This window comes from Streptomyces litchfieldiae (assembly GCF_031845365.1).
Lineage (GTDB): Bacteria > Actinomycetota > Actinomycetes > Streptomycetales > Streptomycetaceae > Streptomyces > Streptomyces litchfieldiae.
The window spans coordinates 86,630-100,987 of record NZ_JAVREL010000007.1 but is presented as its reverse complement, the minus strand read 5'-3'; the positions used below and the strand labels follow the sequence as shown (position 1 = coordinate 100,987).

Annotated in this window: 15 protein-coding genes; 6 read left to right on the top strand and 9 right to left on the bottom strand. The window is 76.0% G+C overall.

The window, feature by feature from the left end; all coding sequences use genetic code 11:
- Positions 1-45 precede the first annotated feature (45 nt).
- The 6 genes from RM590_RS14365 to RM590_RS14340 form a co-directional block, all read right to left on the bottom strand.
- On the bottom strand, positions 46-303 hold the full coding sequence (locus RM590_RS14365; protein WP_311704920.1) for a lasso peptide biosynthesis PqqD family chaperone: 258 nt from the start codon (positions 301-303) through the stop codon (positions 46-48).
- Positions 300-2,153 carry an asparagine synthase-related protein gene (locus tag RM590_RS14360; protein WP_311704919.1) on the bottom strand — a complete coding sequence of 618 codons (1,854 nt, stop codon included), beginning with the start codon at positions 2,151-2,153 and terminating at the stop codon, positions 300-302. Before RM590_RS14360 ends, RM590_RS14365 begins: the two co-directional genes overlap by 4 nt.
- Before the next feature lie 11 nt (positions 2,154-2,164).
- A complete protein-coding gene (locus tag RM590_RS14355) occupies positions 2,165-2,311 on the bottom strand; it encodes a keywimysin-related RiPP (RefSeq protein ID WP_311704918.1) in 147 nt (48 codons plus the stop codon).
- Between the two features lie 173 nt (positions 2,312-2,484).
- On the bottom strand, positions 2,485-4,881 hold the full coding sequence (locus RM590_RS14350) for a right-handed parallel beta-helix repeat-containing protein (RefSeq protein WP_311704917.1): 2,397 nt from the start codon (positions 4,879-4,881) through the stop codon (positions 2,485-2,487).
- Positions 4,882-4,973: 92 nt separating this feature from the next.
- Positions 4,974-5,783, bottom strand: coding sequence for a DJ-1/PfpI family protein (locus RM590_RS14345; RefSeq protein ID WP_311704916.1), 810 nt, complete (start codon positions 5,781-5,783; stop codon positions 4,974-4,976).
- Entirely contained in the window at positions 5,780-6,811 is a 1,032-nt protein-coding gene (locus RM590_RS14340) for a GlxA family transcriptional regulator (protein ID WP_311705084.1), read from the bottom strand. Before RM590_RS14340 ends, RM590_RS14345 begins: the two co-directional genes overlap by 4 nt.
- Positions 6,812-6,939: 128 nt before the next feature.
- Between RM590_RS14340 and RM590_RS14335 the strand changes: the two genes are divergently transcribed.
- The 6 genes from RM590_RS14335 (at position 6,940) to dhaM (ending at position 11,555) form a co-directional block, all read left to right on the top strand.
- Entirely contained in the window at positions 6,940-7,629 is a 690-nt protein-coding gene (locus RM590_RS14335) for a hypothetical protein (protein ID WP_311704915.1), read from the top strand.
- A 95-nt stretch (positions 7,630-7,724) separates the two neighbouring features.
- A complete protein-coding gene (locus tag RM590_RS14330; protein WP_311704914.1) occupies positions 7,725-8,357 on the top strand; it encodes a sigma-70 family RNA polymerase sigma factor in 633 nt (210 codons plus the stop codon).
- A gap of 103 nt (positions 8,358-8,460) precedes the next feature.
- On the top strand, positions 8,461-9,393 hold the full coding sequence (locus RM590_RS14325; RefSeq protein ID WP_311704913.1) for an aminoglycoside phosphotransferase family protein: 933 nt from the start codon (positions 8,461-8,463) through the stop codon (positions 9,391-9,393).
- A 148-nt stretch (positions 9,394-9,541) separates the two neighbouring features.
- A complete protein-coding gene (gene dhaK, locus RM590_RS14320) occupies positions 9,542-10,534 on the top strand; it encodes a dihydroxyacetone kinase subunit DhaK (RefSeq protein ID WP_311704912.1) in 993 nt (330 codons plus the stop codon).
- A gap of 21 nt (positions 10,535-10,555) precedes the next feature.
- Complete coding sequence (gene dhaL / locus RM590_RS14315) at positions 10,556-11,152, top strand: dihydroxyacetone kinase subunit DhaL (protein ID WP_311705083.1); 597 nt, start codon at positions 10,556-10,558, stop codon at positions 11,150-11,152.
- Complete coding sequence (dhaM, locus tag RM590_RS14310; protein WP_311704911.1) at positions 11,145-11,555, top strand: dihydroxyacetone kinase phosphoryl donor subunit DhaM; 411 nt, start codon at positions 11,145-11,147, stop codon at positions 11,553-11,555. The genes dhaL and dhaM overlap by 8 nt, the downstream gene beginning before the upstream one ends.
- 13 nt (positions 11,556-11,568) lie before the next feature.
- On the opposite strand, the gene RM590_RS14305 is transcribed toward dhaM, so the two are convergent.
- From RM590_RS14305 to RM590_RS14295, 3 genes are read right to left on the bottom strand one after another with little or no spacing between them, the layout of a single operon-like run.
- Positions 11,569-12,060 carry an NUDIX hydrolase gene (locus RM590_RS14305; RefSeq protein ID WP_311704910.1) on the bottom strand — a complete coding sequence of 164 codons (492 nt, stop codon included), beginning with the start codon at positions 12,058-12,060 and terminating at the stop codon, positions 11,569-11,571.
- 10 nt (positions 12,061-12,070) lie between these two features.
- Positions 12,071-12,850 carry a glutamate racemase gene (locus tag RM590_RS14300; RefSeq protein WP_311704909.1) on the bottom strand — a complete coding sequence of 260 codons (780 nt, stop codon included), beginning with the start codon at positions 12,848-12,850 and terminating at the stop codon, positions 12,071-12,073.
- Complete coding sequence (locus RM590_RS14295; protein ID WP_311704908.1) at positions 12,847-14,169, bottom strand: TerD family protein; 1,323 nt, start codon at positions 14,167-14,169, stop codon at positions 12,847-12,849. The genes RM590_RS14300 and RM590_RS14295 overlap by 4 nt, the downstream gene beginning before the upstream one ends.
- Between the last annotated feature and the right edge of the window lie 189 nt (positions 14,170-14,358).

Below are 14,358 nucleotides of genomic sequence, written 5' to 3'. Positions count from 1 at the left end.
CTCACGGTGCCTCCCGGTGCGCTTCTCGGTCACCGCGTGGGCCGCTCATGTGGTGGCCAGCTTCTTCTCGGCGAGGGTCGCGAGCAGCGCCGAGACATCGGCGGCGGTGCGGTCGGCGGGCACGCCGTAGCGCTCGCTGAGCAGTTCGGCCGCGCGGCGCGGGGTGGCTCCGCCGAGGAGGCTGCGCACGATCAGCGCGCCGCTGGCGTTGAGCTGGAAGTAACGACCGTGGCGCAGGTCGAACAGCACGGTGCCGCGGTCGGTGGAGGTGAGGGTCACATGCGGTCGCAGGGCGAAGGTCACAGCGCTCCTTCCGTGACGGCTGCGGGCGTGGGCCGCGGGCCCGGCAGGGCGCGCAGCCACATCTCGCAGGCGAGGGTGCGTTCCAGGAGGATGAGCGGCGCGATGGTGGGGTGGTCGGCGCGCAGCGCGGCGCGCACCGCGACGTCGTCGACCAGGCCGCGGCGCGCCAGCTCCGAGCCGTCGAACAGCCCGGCCAGCGCGGACCGGTGGCGGCGCAGCCCGGTCCAGGCGTCCTCGCCGTAGTCGCCCTTGGTCGTGCGGCCCAGCAGGTCCTCCGGGACCAGGCCGCGCATGGCCTCGGCGAGCAGCGGCTTGTAGCGGTCGGGCGCGCCGAGGTGGTGCGGGGAGACGGCGAGGGCGGCCTCGATGACCCGGTCGTCCAGGAAGGGCGCGGCGAGCTCGACGCCGTGCGCGAGGGCGAGCCCGGCCGCGTACCGGACCTCGGCGCCGCCGTACCGCACGCCGTCCAGGGCGCCGTGCGTCGCGCGGTCCGGGCCCAGCGGCGCCGTTTCCTCGTCGGCGGCGCCGCGCAGCCGGGCCCGGACGGTGGCCAGCGCGTCGGGGGTGGCCCAGCCGGGCATGCGCAGCGGAGGCGTCCAGCCCAGGCCGGGGTGGCGCGGGGCGGGCGGGGGGTCGGTCAAGTGCCGGGCGAGATGGGCGAGATGGGCGGGGAACGAGCGGGAGTCGGCCAGGGCGCGGCAGGTGGCGAGCGCGGACCAGCGGCCCAGGGCGCGGCGGCCGCGGGCGTGCCGCAGGGCGGTCAGGGGGTGGGAGCGCAGCAGGGTGTGCAGATAGGCGGGGTGGGGGGCGAAAAGCTGGTCGCCGCCGTGGCCGGTGAGGTGCAGCACCGAGCCGCGGCCGGCCACCGCCCGCATGAGGTGACGGAACCAGGCCCCGCTGCGCACCCAGATCGGCGGCTCGTCCGCCAGGACGAGGCCGGCCGGGTCCGCCAGGTCACCGAACATGGCGGGCGCGCGCCGGTCGTCCAGCAGCAGGTGCTCGGCGCCGGGGAGCCGGCCGGACAGCCGCCGGGCGAACGCCGCGTCCTCCCCGCCCGGGTCGCGCTGGGGGGCGCGCACGGTGAGCAGGGGGGCGGGGCGCGCGGCGGCGGCCAGGCAGGTGATCGTGCCCGAGTCGGTGCCGCCGGAGAGATCGGAGCTGGCGAGGCGGCCGTCGGGGAGCCGCCCGACGCGGGCGCGCACCGCCTCGGTGAGGGCGGCCCGCACGCCGGGGGCGCCCTGCTCCCGGGTCAGCGCCACGGCCGGTGGCCGCCACCAGCGCGTGACGCGGGCGGCGCCGGCCGGGCCGAGCGACAGCCAGGAGTCCTCGGGGACCTGGAACACGCCGCGCCACACGGGCCGTTCACGCAGGGGCGAGGACAGGCCGGGCAGCAGGCGCAGCGCCAGCGCCTCGTCGTCCACGCCCGCGCCGACGAGCGCGGCGAGCGTCGCGGGCCGGTCGCCCGCCACGGCCATGCCGTGCACGGTGGTGTGGAAGACGGCCCGCACCCCGGAGACGGTGCCCTGCGCCCGGACCAGGCCGTCGAACGAGGCGAGCAGATGGACGCTGCCGGGCAGGCCGGCGGCCAGGGCGTCCAGGTCGCCCGGGTCGCGCACGCCCGCCAGGGCCCGCCGCAGCGCCTCGGCGCCCGGCGCGCCCTGGCCGAGCAGCGCCAGCCGGGTGCGGCCGGCCGCGGCGGCGGTCAGGGCGCTGCCGGGCCAGCGCCCCACCACCCACGGCCGGCCCGAGGCGTGAGTGAGGACCCGGACGCATCCGGCCTCCAGGGCTCGGGCCACGGCCGGGCCCCCGGCGGCGTCGGGGAGCACGACGAACCACGCCTCGTCGGTCATCAGGGGCCTCGTCAGGCCGGGGTGGTGCCGGTCTGGAGGCCGAGGAATTCGAAGGAATTGCCGCTGGTGCCGGCGGTCACCTCGGCGAACGCGCCGAGCTCCACCAGCGCCGGGGCCTCGTACGTCTGCGGTTCGGTCGTGGTCTCGTTCTCTGCCATGGCCGTGTCCTCTTTCGTCTGTCAGCCGTCCGCGGCCCGGTGCCTCGCCGGGCCGCCGAGGCACAAGTCTGAGCAGCGGCGGACCGCGCCCGGAAGGGGGCACAAGGGGCGTTCGGCGCCTAGGCCGACAATAGGAAAGCACCGTGCCCAACGTTGCGGCGACGGTTCGGCCGTTACCCGCCGGCGGTGCCCTCGGGGAAGTCGGCGGACAGCAGCAGCATGAGCTGCTCCACGGTGGGCTCGGCCACGGCGGACAGCCGCTCCGCCTGCTGCTCCACCATCGCCTCGAACAGCGTGCGGGCCTCCCGGGCGTTGCTCGCCTTCCCGGCCGCGGCCAGCCGGTCGAAGTGCGCCCGCAGCAGGCCCGGCAGCTCCTCGTCGAGCGTGAAGTGCCCCTTGCGCGCCATGAGTTCGGTGATGCGCACCAGCTCCTCCGGGCTGTAGGGCGGGAATTCGATGGTGCGCGAGAAGCGCGAGCGCAGCCCGGGGTTGGCCTCCAGGAAGGTGTTCATCTCGTCGGTGTAGCCGGCGGCGATCACGACCACGTCCTCGCGGCGGGTCTCCATGAGGGTGACCAGTTCGTCGATGGCCTCCTGGCCGAAGTCCGAGTTGACGCCGAACGTCCGGGCCAGCGAGTACGCCTCGTCGATGAACAGGACCCCGCCGACGGCCTTGGTGAACTCCTCCCGGGTCCGCTGCGCGGTGGAGCCGAGGTACTGGCCCACCATCTGGCTGCGGGTCACCTCGTGCACCTCGCCGTTGGCGAGCACGCCGAGGGAGGCGAGGATCTGCCCGTAGAGCCGGGCCACGGTGGTCTTCCCGGTGCCGGGCGGGCCGGAGAACACCAGGTGCCGGCTCAGCTCGGGGGCCGGCAGGCCGGCCGCCGCCCGGTGCTGGGCCAGCCGGATCATATTGATCTGGGAGCGCACCTGCCGCTTCACCGGGGCCAGCCCGATCAGCTCGGAAAGCTCGGTCAGGGGCTTGCTGTCGGCGGGCGCGGGAGCGGGCCGGGCGGGTCCGTCGCCGCGCCGCCCGGCGCCGGCCACGCCGGTGACCAGCCGGTTCGCGCGGCGCAGCGCCGCTCCGTGGGCGGTGCCGACCGCGGAGTCCTCGACCTGCTCGGTCGCGCTGTCCTCGACGCGCAGATCGCCCTTGGCGCTGCCGCTCAGCTCGCTGTCGCGCAACGCCACCCGCGCGGAGTCGCGGCCCCACACCCCGGTCTCGGCGCAGCCGGCGACGGTGAGGCCCACCGCGTCGAGGCGGGCGGTGTCGGCGACGACGACGCCGTGCGCGGCGCCGCCGCTGACCGTGCAGTCCTTCGCGGTGGCGGCGCTGCCCCCGGCCAGGCGCACGGCCGTCTCCCGGGCGTCCGAGACGGTGCACCGCTCGGCGGTCAGGCGCGCCTGGCCGGCCAGGGAGACGCCGCCGCGCCGGGGCCCGGCGATCGACGCGTCGACGATCTCGACCGACGTCTCGTCCTGGAACGCCTCGACGCCGAGCCCGCAGTCCTCGACCGTCAGCTCCTCGAATCGCGCGTAGGAGCGCTTGTCGAGCCGGATCGCGATGTCGTTCCCGCGCAGCGTCAGCCCGGTGAACCGGCCGCGCCCGCCGGCCGTCCAGACGCCGAACTCCCCGCCGGTGACCTCGATCCGCTCGCCCGTCGGCCGGGCGTCCTCGCCGACGGAGATGCCGTACCTGCCGGGCGAGGTGACCACGCAGTCCTCGAGCCGGGCGGTGGCGCGGGTGTCGACGGCGATGCCGGCGATCCGGCAGTCGGCGAACGCCGTGTCCGAGACGGTGGCCCGGGCGTCGTCGTTGATCCAGATGCCCCGCTCGGCGCCCTCGACGCGGCAGCGCCGCACGGTGCCGCCGGCGCTGCGGAAGACGATGCCCTCTTTGTGCACGTCGTGGACCGTGCAGTCGACGGCCGTGAGCGTGCTGTCGGAGACGGCGGACAGGGCGGAGAAGCCGGCGCGGCTGACGTCGCACTGCTCGACGTGGGCGGTGGATCCGTTGACGCGGACGGCGTGCGCCGCGGTGTCGCTGATGGTGCAGCCGCTGATCCGCGCGGAGGAGCCGCGCATCACGGCGATGGCGCTGTCCCGGGAGGCGGTGAAGCGGGAGTCGGTGACGGTGGCCGAGGCGCCGCTGAGGGTGACCTCGGCGGAGCGGACGGCGCAGGCGTGGATGGCCAGCTCCGTCCCCCGCTCCGCGAGCACGCCGACGGCGCCTGTGCCCTGGCCGTGCACCTCGCAGTTCCGCAGCGCGAGGGTGCCGCCGGCGCACTTCAGCACGGTGCCGCCGTAGTTGACCAGCGTGAGATTGCGGAAGGTCACCGTGCCGTCGCACTCGGCGGTGATGCCGCCGGTGGCGACGACGCGGGCGGCGGCGCCGTTCTCCCCGGGCGGCGCGACCAGTTCGATCTCGCCGCGGATGACCAGGGTCTCGGCGTACTCCCCCGCGTCGAGCAGGATCCGCGCCCCGCCGTCCGCCGCGGCGGCCTCCAGCGCGGCGGCGATGGAGCGGAACGCCCCGTCCGCGGTCTTCGAGACGTGCAGGGTCTTCGGCAAGGGTCGGCCTCCTCAGTGCGGCACCGCGTCCACTGACCGAAGACGCGCGCCCGGCCCGGTCCGTTCCCCGCCGGGCCGGCCGCGCCACCGTCTCAGGTCCCGGACTCCGCGATCAACCGCAGGGCCAGCGCGCGGAGTTCGGGACCGGCCTCCGCCGCGTTCCCGGAGTCGAACGGCGGCGTTGGGTCGTACTCGATCGCGAGCTGGATCCCCCGGGCCACGGTCTCCCCGGCGATCCGGGCCGCCAGATACAGCGCCATGTCCACGCCCGCGGAGACCCCGGCGGCGGTGACGATCCGCCCGGAGGGGACGTAGCGCGCGGGCACATAGGGGACGCCGAGTTCGTTCTCCAGATACTCCGCCGACGCCCAGTGCGTGGTCGCCCGGCGGCCCTCCAGCAGCCCGGCGGCGGCCAGGATCAGCGACCCGGTGCAGACCGAGGTGGTCCACGCCGTGTGCCGGTGGACCGCGCGGATCCAGCTCAGCAGCGCCGGGTTCGCCATGGCGCCGGTGGTGCCGCGCTCGCCCCCGCCCGGCACCAGCAGCACGTCCAGCCGGCTCACCTCGGCGATGGCGCGCTCGGCCAGCACCGCCGTGTCCCCGGTGTCGGTGCGGACCGGGCCCCGCGCCTCGCCGATCATGGTCACCGTCGCGTCCGGCAGCCGGGACAGCACCTCGGCCGGGCCGGTGGGGTCCAGCAGGCTGAAGCCGTCGTACAGCAGGATGCCGACGCTCGGCCCGGCCCCGGCGGGGCGCTCGGCGCGCGCGGCGCCGGCCGTGGCCAGGCCCGTTCCGGCGAGCGCCGCGGTGGCCAGCGAGGCGCCGAGCACCCTGCGGCGCGTCGTCCCGTCCGCGGTGTCCGTGATCTCCGTCGCGTCCGCGTTCTCCGTCGTGTGCGTCATGGGGCCGGAGTCTGCCGCCGCCCGGGGGCGTGCGGGGCCGGCATGTCCGCCATCCTGCGCATCCTGTCCCCGGTGACTCCATAGTGGTCCCGCAGCGCCTGCCGCAGCGTCTCCGCCGAGCCGAAGCCGCAGCGGCGGGCGATGGCGGCCAGCGGCAGCCCGCTGGACCGCACCAGGTGGGCGGCGGCCCGCGCCCGGGCCGCGCGCACGGCGCGGGCCGGCGTCGTCCCGAGGTGCGCGGTGAACAGCCGCGCCAGATGGCGTGGGCTGACCCCGGCCCGCGCGGCCAGCGCGCGGGGGCTCAGGTCCCCGGCGAGGTGGCCGTCGATGAAACGCGCCAGGTCCCGCACGAGCCGGTCCTCCGGGGCGGGGGCGGAGAGGAACAGGCTGATCTGCGCCTGGTCACCGGGCCGGTGCAGATAGGTGACCAGTTCGCGGGCCGCCGAACGGGCCAGCGCCGCGCCGTGGTCGTCCTCGATGAGGGCCAGCGTCAGGTCGAGCGCGCTGGTGACGCCCGCGGAGGTGTACACGTTGCCGTCGCGGATGTAGAGCGGCCCGGGGTCCACCGCGAGCGCCGGGTGCCGGGCGGCGAGCCGTTCCCCGTACCGCCAGTGCGTGGTCACCCGTCGGTCGTCCAGCAGCCCGGCCGCGGCGAGCACATGGGCTCCGGTGCACACCGACGCCACGCGCCGGCTGCGCGCGGCCAGCCGCCGCACATGGGTCAGCAACTCCTGGTCGGCCGCGGCGGTTTCGCAGCCGGTGCCGCCCGCGACGAGCAGCGTGTCCAGCCGCCCGGTCACCGCCGGCAGCCGCCGCGTCGCCCCGAGCCCGATCCCCGCCGAACTGCGCGCGGCCCGCCCGTCGAGGGTGGCCACCTCCACAGCGTAGGGCGGCGTGGCACCGTACCCGTTGGCGATCTCCAGCGCCCCGGCGGGACAGGCGATGTCGAGGATCTGCACATCGTGGTAGGCCACGATGAGAACGCGGCGGCGGTCGCCCGCCGCGCGGTCCGCGTCCGGTCGCGCCATGCCCATGCCGGGGAAGTCGTACGGCCGGGCGCGGGAGTTCCCGACGGGCCGCCGCGGCTGACGGCGGCGGGGAAAGCCGTGTCCGGACCGTCGTCCCGCCACGGAGCCGGTGCCACCATGGTCCCGTCATGGAAGCGCGCGGAGTGCTGCGAGGGACACGGGCCGCCGTGTTCTCCGCGCTCTGCGTGTTCCTCGCCGCCTTCGGCCACGTCACGATGTCGGCGACTCCCGTGCCCGGCTGGGCACTTCTGGCCGCCCTGGCCGCCACCGGCGGCGGGGCCCGGGCCCTGGCGGGGCACCGGCGCGGGCCGGTCGCGGTGATGGGCGCGGCGCTGGTGACGCAGGCGCTGCTGCATCTGCTCTTCTCCCTGGGCCAGGCGGCGGGCGCCCGTTCGCCGTCCGGGCTGCCCGTTGCCGGCCATGCCCATCAACACCCGGGCGGCCACGTGCCGTTGGGCATCCCGGACGCCGGGACGACCGCCTCCGGCGCGGCGGCGCATCCGATGCCCGGGGGCGTGGGCGGGATGATCGCCGCCCACGCCGCGGCGGCACCGCTGAGCGCCGTGTGGCTGTGGTGGGGCGAACGGGCGGTGTTCCGGCTGCTGCGCTGGGCGGCGCGGCACGTTCTGGTCCCGGTCCTGCGCGCGCCGTCCGCGCCCGCGTCCGCGCCGGAGCCGCCGGCCGCGCCACGGCCGCCCACCGACGGCGCGAAGCCGCGCCGGCTCCTGCTCGTCCGCTCGATCGGGTCCCGGGGCCAGCCCGGCCGCCTCGCTGTCCGCGCGACAGCACGGCGCCACGGCCGGGTCCGCCCCGCCTGAACGAAACGCGCTCCTCCCCCTGGTCCCGGCCTTTCCCCAGCACCGTGCGGCCCTTACGCGAGGGCTGCCCGGCCCACGCGAAAGGCAACTCGACCATGACTTCCTTCCGCCCGACCGTTCCCGGGGCCGATCCGGGGGCGCGCGACGACGCGACCGTGACCGCCTGGGCCCTGGCCGCGCGCGGCGGCGACCGGCGCGCCGCCGACCTGTTCGTCCGCGCCGTGCAGGGCGAACTCCACCGCTGTCTCCTCCGGTTGAGCGGAGACGCGCAGAGCGCCGAGGACCTGGTGCAGGAGACGCTCCTGCGGGCGCTGCGCAGCCTGCCGGGCTTCGAGGGCCGCTCCTCGGCCCGCACCTGGCTGCTGACAATCGCCCGGCGGACGGTCGCCGACCGCTTCCGCTACGAGCGGTCGCGGCCCCGGCCGGCCGACACCGCCGACTGGCTGTCCGCCGCGGAGAGCACGCCGCACGGGCGCGCCCCCGGATTCGAGGAGGGCGTCGCGCTGAACGACCTGCTCGCCGCGCTGCCAGCGGACCGGGGGGCGGCCTTCGCGCTCACCCAGATCCTGGGCCTGCCCCACGCGGAGGCGGCGGCGGCCATTGGCTGCCCGATCGGCACCGTGCGCTCCCGGGTGGCGCGGGCCCGGCGGACGCTGATCTCGCAACTGGCCGGGGCGGAGGCGGCCGGACGGCACTCCCGGCCCCGGTCGCGCCGGGCGCCGGCGTAGGGTGGCGGCATGAATTGACGCCTGCCCGGCGCCCGGGCACCGCCTCAACTCCTTCGTATCGCCGCCGCGTCGAATCCGGAAGCCCACGAAGGAGTCATCAACCATGCGCACGCCCATCCGCATCGACATCCCCGACGCCCTGGTCGCGTCGCACGGCCGGCCCGGCAACGCGTCCGGCCGCGCCTGGCTGGCCGCGTTGCCCACGCTGGTCGCGGAGTTCCTGGACCGCTGGGAGCTGCGGCCGGACGGCCCCACCGGGAACGGCATGGCCTCGCTGGTGCTGCCCGTGCGCCGCGCGGACGGCACGCCCGCCGCGCTCAAGCTCCAGCCCGCCACCGAGGACAACGCCGGGGTCGCCACCGGTCTGCGCGCTTGGAACGGCGACGGCATCGTGCGCCTGCTCGACCACGACCCGGACACCAGCACCCAGTTGCTGGAACGGCTGGACGCCGCCCGCCCGCTGTCGGCGGTTCCCGACCCCACCGCCGCCCTGGAGATCCTGGCCGGGCTGCTGGCCCGCCTGGTCGCGGTGCCCGCGCCGCCCGGGCTGCGGCACCTGGCCGGCATCGCCGCCGAAATGGTCGAGCAGACGCCGGGCGCCGTGCCGGGACTGCGCGACCCGGCCGAGCGCCGGCTCATGCGGACCTGCGCGTCCGCCGTCGCCGAACTGCTCGGCGAACCCGGCGACCGCCTGCTGCACTGGGACCTGCACAGCGGCAACGTGCTGGCCGGGGAGCGCGAACCGTGGCTGGCCATCGATCCCGAACCCCTCGCCGGCGACCCGGGCTTCGACCTGCTCCCGGCGCTGGACGACCGGTGGGCCGAGGTGACCGCGTCCGGCGACATCTCCCGCGCGGTGCTGCGCCGCTTCGACCTGCTCACCGACGCGCTCGGTCTGGACCGGCGGCGGGCCACCGGCTGGACCCTGGGCCGTGTGCTCCAGAACGCGCTGTGGGACATCGAGGACGGCAAGAACGCGCTGGAGCCGAGCCAGGTCGCCATCGCCACGGCCCTGCTGCGCCACCGGGCCCCATGACGCTCCCGGCGGCACACCGGAGACGTCCGTGTCCGGGGTGCTGTCGGAAACGGGCAAGATCCGTACGCTGGTGCCCGGTCAAGGTCCGCTCGGCGCGGCCGGTGGGCGTCGTACCGCGGGCGGGACGCGGGAGTCAGGAGGACACCCTGTGAAGATGCTGATCAACGTCGCCGAACGGGTCGTCGCGGACGCGCTGCGCGGGATGGCGCAGGCGCATCCCGAGCTGGTGGTCGATGTCGAGAACCGGGTCATCGTCCGGCGGGACGCGCCCGTGGCGGGCAAGGTCGGGCTGGTGTCCGGGGGCGGCTCCGGGCACGAGCCGCTGCACGGCGGGTTCGTGGGTCCGGGGATGCTGGACGCCGCCTGTCCCGGCGAGGTGTTCACCTCGCCCGTGCCGGACCAGATGGTGCGGGCGGCGGCGGCCGTGGACAGCGGCGCGGGCGTGCTGTTCATCGTGAAGAACTACACGGGCGACGTGCTCAACTTCGACATGGCCGCCGAACTGGCCGAGGACGAGGGCATCCAGGTCGCCAAGGTCCTGGTGCAGGACGACGTGGCGGTCACCGACAGCCTCTACACGGCGGGGCGGCGCGGCACGGGCGGCACCCTGTTCGTGGAGAAGCTGGCCGGTGCCGCCGCCGAGGAGGGCGCGCCGCTGGACCGGGTGGCCGCGATCGCCCGGCGGGTCGCGGACGTCTCGCGCAGCTTCGGCGTCGCCCTCTCCGCGCCCACCACCCCGGCGAAGGGCAGCCCGACCTTCGACCTGCCGGTGAACGAGCTGGAGCTGGGCATCGGCATCCACGGCGAGCCGGGCCGCGAGCGGCGCCGGATCATGACGTCCGGGGAGATCGCCGACTTCGCGGTGGACGCACTGCTGGAGGACCGGCCGCCGAACGGTCCGGTGCTCGTCCTGGTGAACGGCATGGGGGCGACGCCGCTGCTGGAGCTGTACGGCTTCAACGCCGAGGTGCAGCGGGTCCTGGGCGAGCGGCGCGTCGCGGTGGCGCGTACGCTCGTCGGCAACTATGTGACGTCGCTGGACATGGCGGGCTGTTCGGTGACGCTGTGCGAGGCCGACGAGGAGCTGCTGCGGCTGTGGGACGCGCCGGTGAGCACGCCCGGGCTGCGGTGGGGCCGCTGAGAGGAGCACGAGGTGGCCGAGATGGACGCCGAATTCTTCCGGCGCTGGCTCACCACGGCGGCCGGGGCCGTCGAACGGGACGCGGACCGGCTGACCCAACTGGACTCCGCCATCGGCGACGCCGACCACGGCAGCAACATGCGCCGGGGCATGGCCGCGGTCGTCGCCGCCCTGGACAAGGACCGGCCCGCCACCCCGGGCGCGGTGCTCCTGCTGGCCGGCCGGACGCTGGTCTCCACGGTGGGCGGCGCGGCGGGCCCGTTGTACGGCACGCTGCTGCGGCGCGCGGGCAAGGCCCTGGGCGACGCGGAACAGGTCGGCGGCGAGGAGCTGCGGGAGGCGCTGACCGCGGGCGTGGACGCGGTGGCCCAGTTGGGCGGCGCGGCGCCGGGCGACAAGACGATGCTGGACGCGCTGCGGCCGGCGGTCGAGGCGCTGCCCGACACGGCGCGGGCCGGGCACGCGGCGGGCCAGGGCGCGGAGGCGACCGTGCCGCTGCGGGCGCGCAAGGGCCGCGCCAGCTATCTGGGCGAGCGGTCCGTGGGGCACATGGACCCCGGGGCCGCGTCCTCGGCGCTGCTGTTCCAGGCGCTGGACGAGGTGAGCGCCGGTGGCTGAGCGGGCCCTGGTGGGGATCGTGCTGGTCTCGCACAGCAAGGAGGTGGCCGAGTCGGTGGCGCGGCTGGCCGCCGGGCTCGCCGGCGGCGGGGAGCTGGCCCCGGTGGCCGCCGCGGGCGGCACCCCGGACGGGGGCCTGGGCACCAGCGCGGAGCTGATCGCCGATGCCGCGCGGCGGGCGGACCGGGGCGCGGGGATCGCGGTGCTCGCCGATCTGGGCAGCGCCGTGCTCACGGTGCAGGCGATGCTGGCGGAGAACGACGAACTGCCGCAGGACACCCGGCTGGTGGACGCGCCCTTCGTGGAGGGCGCGGTCGCCGCGCTGGTGACCGCCTCGACGGGCGCCGGGCTGACCGCGGTCGCGGAGGCGGCCGCGGAGGCGTACACCTACCGGAAGATGTGACGCCGGGCCCGGGTCACTGCCCCGTCGGCGCCTCGCGGGCCGGCTCGAACCAGGTCTGCCCCTCGGCGGTGGCGAGCTTGATCCGGGTCAGCGCGAACTCCCGCAGCGGCGGCAGGGCGTCCAGGGAGAACCAGCCCACCTCCAGCGACTCGTCGTCGTTGACCCGGGCCTCGCCGCCGACCGCCCGGCAGCGCAGACAGATGTCGACGTACTGGCAGTTGTCGCCGTTGGGGTACTGCGTCGGCTCCAGGGTCTGCACGAGAACCACCCGTTCGGGGACGCAGCGCACCGCCGTCTCCTCGAATACCTCGCGCACGGCGGCGTCGGCGGGCTGCTCGCCCGGCTCCGGGATGCCGCCGATGATCGACCACCCGCCGTCGTCGGCCCGCCGGCCGAGCAGAACGCGGTCCGCCTCGTCGAAGACGACGGCGCTGACGCCGGGGAGGAACAGGAGCCGGTGGCCGATGCTGGCGCGCAGCTCACGGATGAAGCCGGGAGTACTCATGAGCCCCACTCTAAACGCGGGGTGCCGCGAGGAAACGTCCCTCCGCGTAGGCCAGGGCGGCGGCCGGCAGGGACGCGCGCTCGCCGCTGGCGAACACCGTCAGGCCGCCGGAGGCGGGCGCGTCGGCCCCGGCCGGGGCCCCGACGCGGCGCAGCGCCTGGGCCGCGACGGCCTCGGCCGAGCCGAACAGCGTGACCGGCGCGCCGGTCACCGCGCCGAGATGGGCGCGGATCCGGGCGGCGACCAGTTCGTAGTGGGTGCAGCCGAGGACGACCGCCGTGGTGTCGGGCGGCGTCAGCTCGGCCGCCGCTTTGACAGCCGCCGCGATGGCGGCCTCGTCGGCGCGCTCGACGGCGTCGGCGAGCCCGTGGCAGGGCACCTCGACGGCCCGCGCGCCGGCCGCGAACTCCTCGATCAGACGCCGCTGATAGGGGCTGCCGGTGGTGGCCGGGGTGGCCCAGACGGCGAACGCCCCGCCCGAGGCGGCGGCCGGCTTGATCGCGGGGACGGTACCGATCACGGGGATGCCGGGCTCCAGCTCGGCGCGGAGCGCGGCCAGGGCGTGCACGGACGCGGTGTTGCAGGCGACGACGAGGGCGTCGGGCCGCATCGCGGCGGCGGCCCGGGCGCAGCGCAGCGCCCGGGCGGCGATGTCCTCGGGCGTGCGCGGGCCCCAGGGCATGCCGTCGGGGTCGGCGGACAGCACGAGGGAGGCGTCGGGCCGCAGCCGCCGCAGCGCCGCGGCGGCGGCCAGCAGCCCGATGCCGGAGTCGACGAGCGCGATCCTCACTTCCGGCCCGGGGTCCACTGCATGCCGAAGCCGTACGCGTAGTCGACGGTGCGCTGCGGGCTGACGCCGCGCTCGGGGATGAGGTAGCGGGCCTCGCGGTGCACGGTCAGCGCGCCGTTCTCGTTGGTGAGCATGGCCAGCGCGCAGACCGGGGAGGGCACGGTGCACTCGTCGAGGAAGAACTCGACGGGGGCGCCCTGTTCGGGGGTGAGCGTGACCGTGGCGGCGATGTTCTGGAAGCTGTTGGCGCCCGAGTAGATGGTCACGAAGATGACGACGCGCTTGAGGTCGCGGGCGTGGTCGAGGTTGATGCTGAGGTTCTCGCCGCGGGCCACGGCGCCGGTGCGGTCGTCGCCGTCGAGGTGGATCCAGGGCGCCTGGTGCAGCGAGCCGAACGCGTTGCCCAGGGCCTGGACGACGCCCTTGCGGCCGTCGGTCAGCTCGAACAGCGCGCACAGGTCGAGGTCGAGACCGCCGCCCATGGCCTTGTTGAGCCGCTCGCGCCAGCCGCCGCCCTGCTTCTGGGGGGCGCGCTGCTCCCAGTTGAGGTTGACCCGCATGAAGCCGGAGGTGGCGCCCTGCTTGGCGAGCGAGATCGCCGGGGACTCCTTGGTGAGCGTGATCTTGCTCAGCCGGACCGGGGAGGGCGGCGCGGCGGCGGGCGGCGGCGGGGGCGCGCTGGCCGGCGGCGGCACCTGCGCGGCGGGGCCGGGCGGGGCGGGCGGCGGAGGCGGGGGCACCGCGGCCGGCGGCGCCGGCGCGGCGGGCGGGGGCGCGGGGGCGGCGGGCGGCGGGGGCGGCTCCTCGTCCACGCTGATGCCGAAGTCGGTGGCGAGCCCGGCCAGGCCCGAGTCGTAACCCTGGCCGACGGCACGGAACTTCCAGGCGCCCTGCCGGCGGTAGAGCTCGCCCAGCACGAACGCCGTCTCGGTGGTCGCGTCCTGGCTGTCGAAACGGGCGATCTCGGCGCCGCTGCCGGCGTCCAGCAGGCGGATGTGCAGGCCCGGCACCTGGCCGAACGTGCCGCCGTCGGCGGAGGCGGCCAGCGTGACGGTCTCGATGCCCGGCTCGACCGCGTCCAGGTCGACGGCCAGGCGGTCGGTCACCGCGGCGCCCTGCGGCTGCTTGCCCTCGTGCCGCACGGCACCGGAGGTGTGCCGCGGCTGGTTGTAGAAGACGAAGTCCGCGTCGGAACGCACCCGGCCGCCGGCCAGCAGAAGGGCCGAGGCGTCCACGTCGGGAACCCCGGCGGCGGTGTTCCAGCCGATCTCGACACGGACCGACCGGGCGGGCACCGGGACATTCGAACCTTTGAGCATCGTAGGGTCCTCCGTCGGACGGCAAACATCCCGCCACCTGATCTGCGGGCACAGCCCACTATGCCATCCCGGCCGGTGGAGCCCTTGACAGGCCCCTGATACAACATCACGAGGGGGGCATCGATGTTTTTTCCCGAATTTCCCGGAATTCCTTCGAATTGGTCACCCGAGGGCAGCCCAACCACGCGA

Coding starts and splice junctions, on each gene's coding strand:
- RM590_RS14360 (WP_311704919.1), bottom strand. CDS start 2,153: ATGACCGACGAGGCGTGGTTCGTCGTGCTCCCCGACGCCGCCGGGGGC.
- RM590_RS14355 (WP_311704918.1), bottom strand. CDS start 2,311: ATGGCAGAGAACGAGACCACGACCGAACCGCAGACGTACGAGGCCCCG.
- RM590_RS14345 (WP_311704916.1), bottom strand. CDS start 5,783: ATGACGCACACGACGGAGAACGCGGACGCGACGGAGATCACGGACACC.
- RM590_RS14340 (WP_311705084.1), bottom strand. CDS start 6,811: ATGGCGCGACCGGACGCGGACCGCGCGGCGGGCGACCGCCGCCGCGTT.
- RM590_RS14335 (WP_311704915.1), top strand. CDS start 6,940: ATGGAAGCGCGCGGAGTGCTGCGAGGGACACGGGCCGCCGTGTTCTCC.
- RM590_RS14330 (WP_311704914.1), top strand. CDS start 7,725: ATGACTTCCTTCCGCCCGACCGTTCCCGGGGCCGATCCGGGGGCGCGC.
- RM590_RS14325 (WP_311704913.1), top strand. CDS start 8,461: ATGCGCACGCCCATCCGCATCGACATCCCCGACGCCCTGGTCGCGTCG.
- dhaL (WP_311705083.1), top strand. CDS start 10,556: ATGGACGCCGAATTCTTCCGGCGCTGGCTCACCACGGCGGCCGGGGCC.
- RM590_RS14305 (WP_311704910.1), bottom strand. CDS start 12,060: ATGAGTACTCCCGGCTTCATCCGTGAGCTGCGCGCCAGCATCGGCCAC.
- RM590_RS14295 (WP_311704908.1), bottom strand. CDS start 14,169: ATGCTCAAAGGTTCGAATGTCCCGGTGCCCGCCCGGTCGGTCCGTGTC.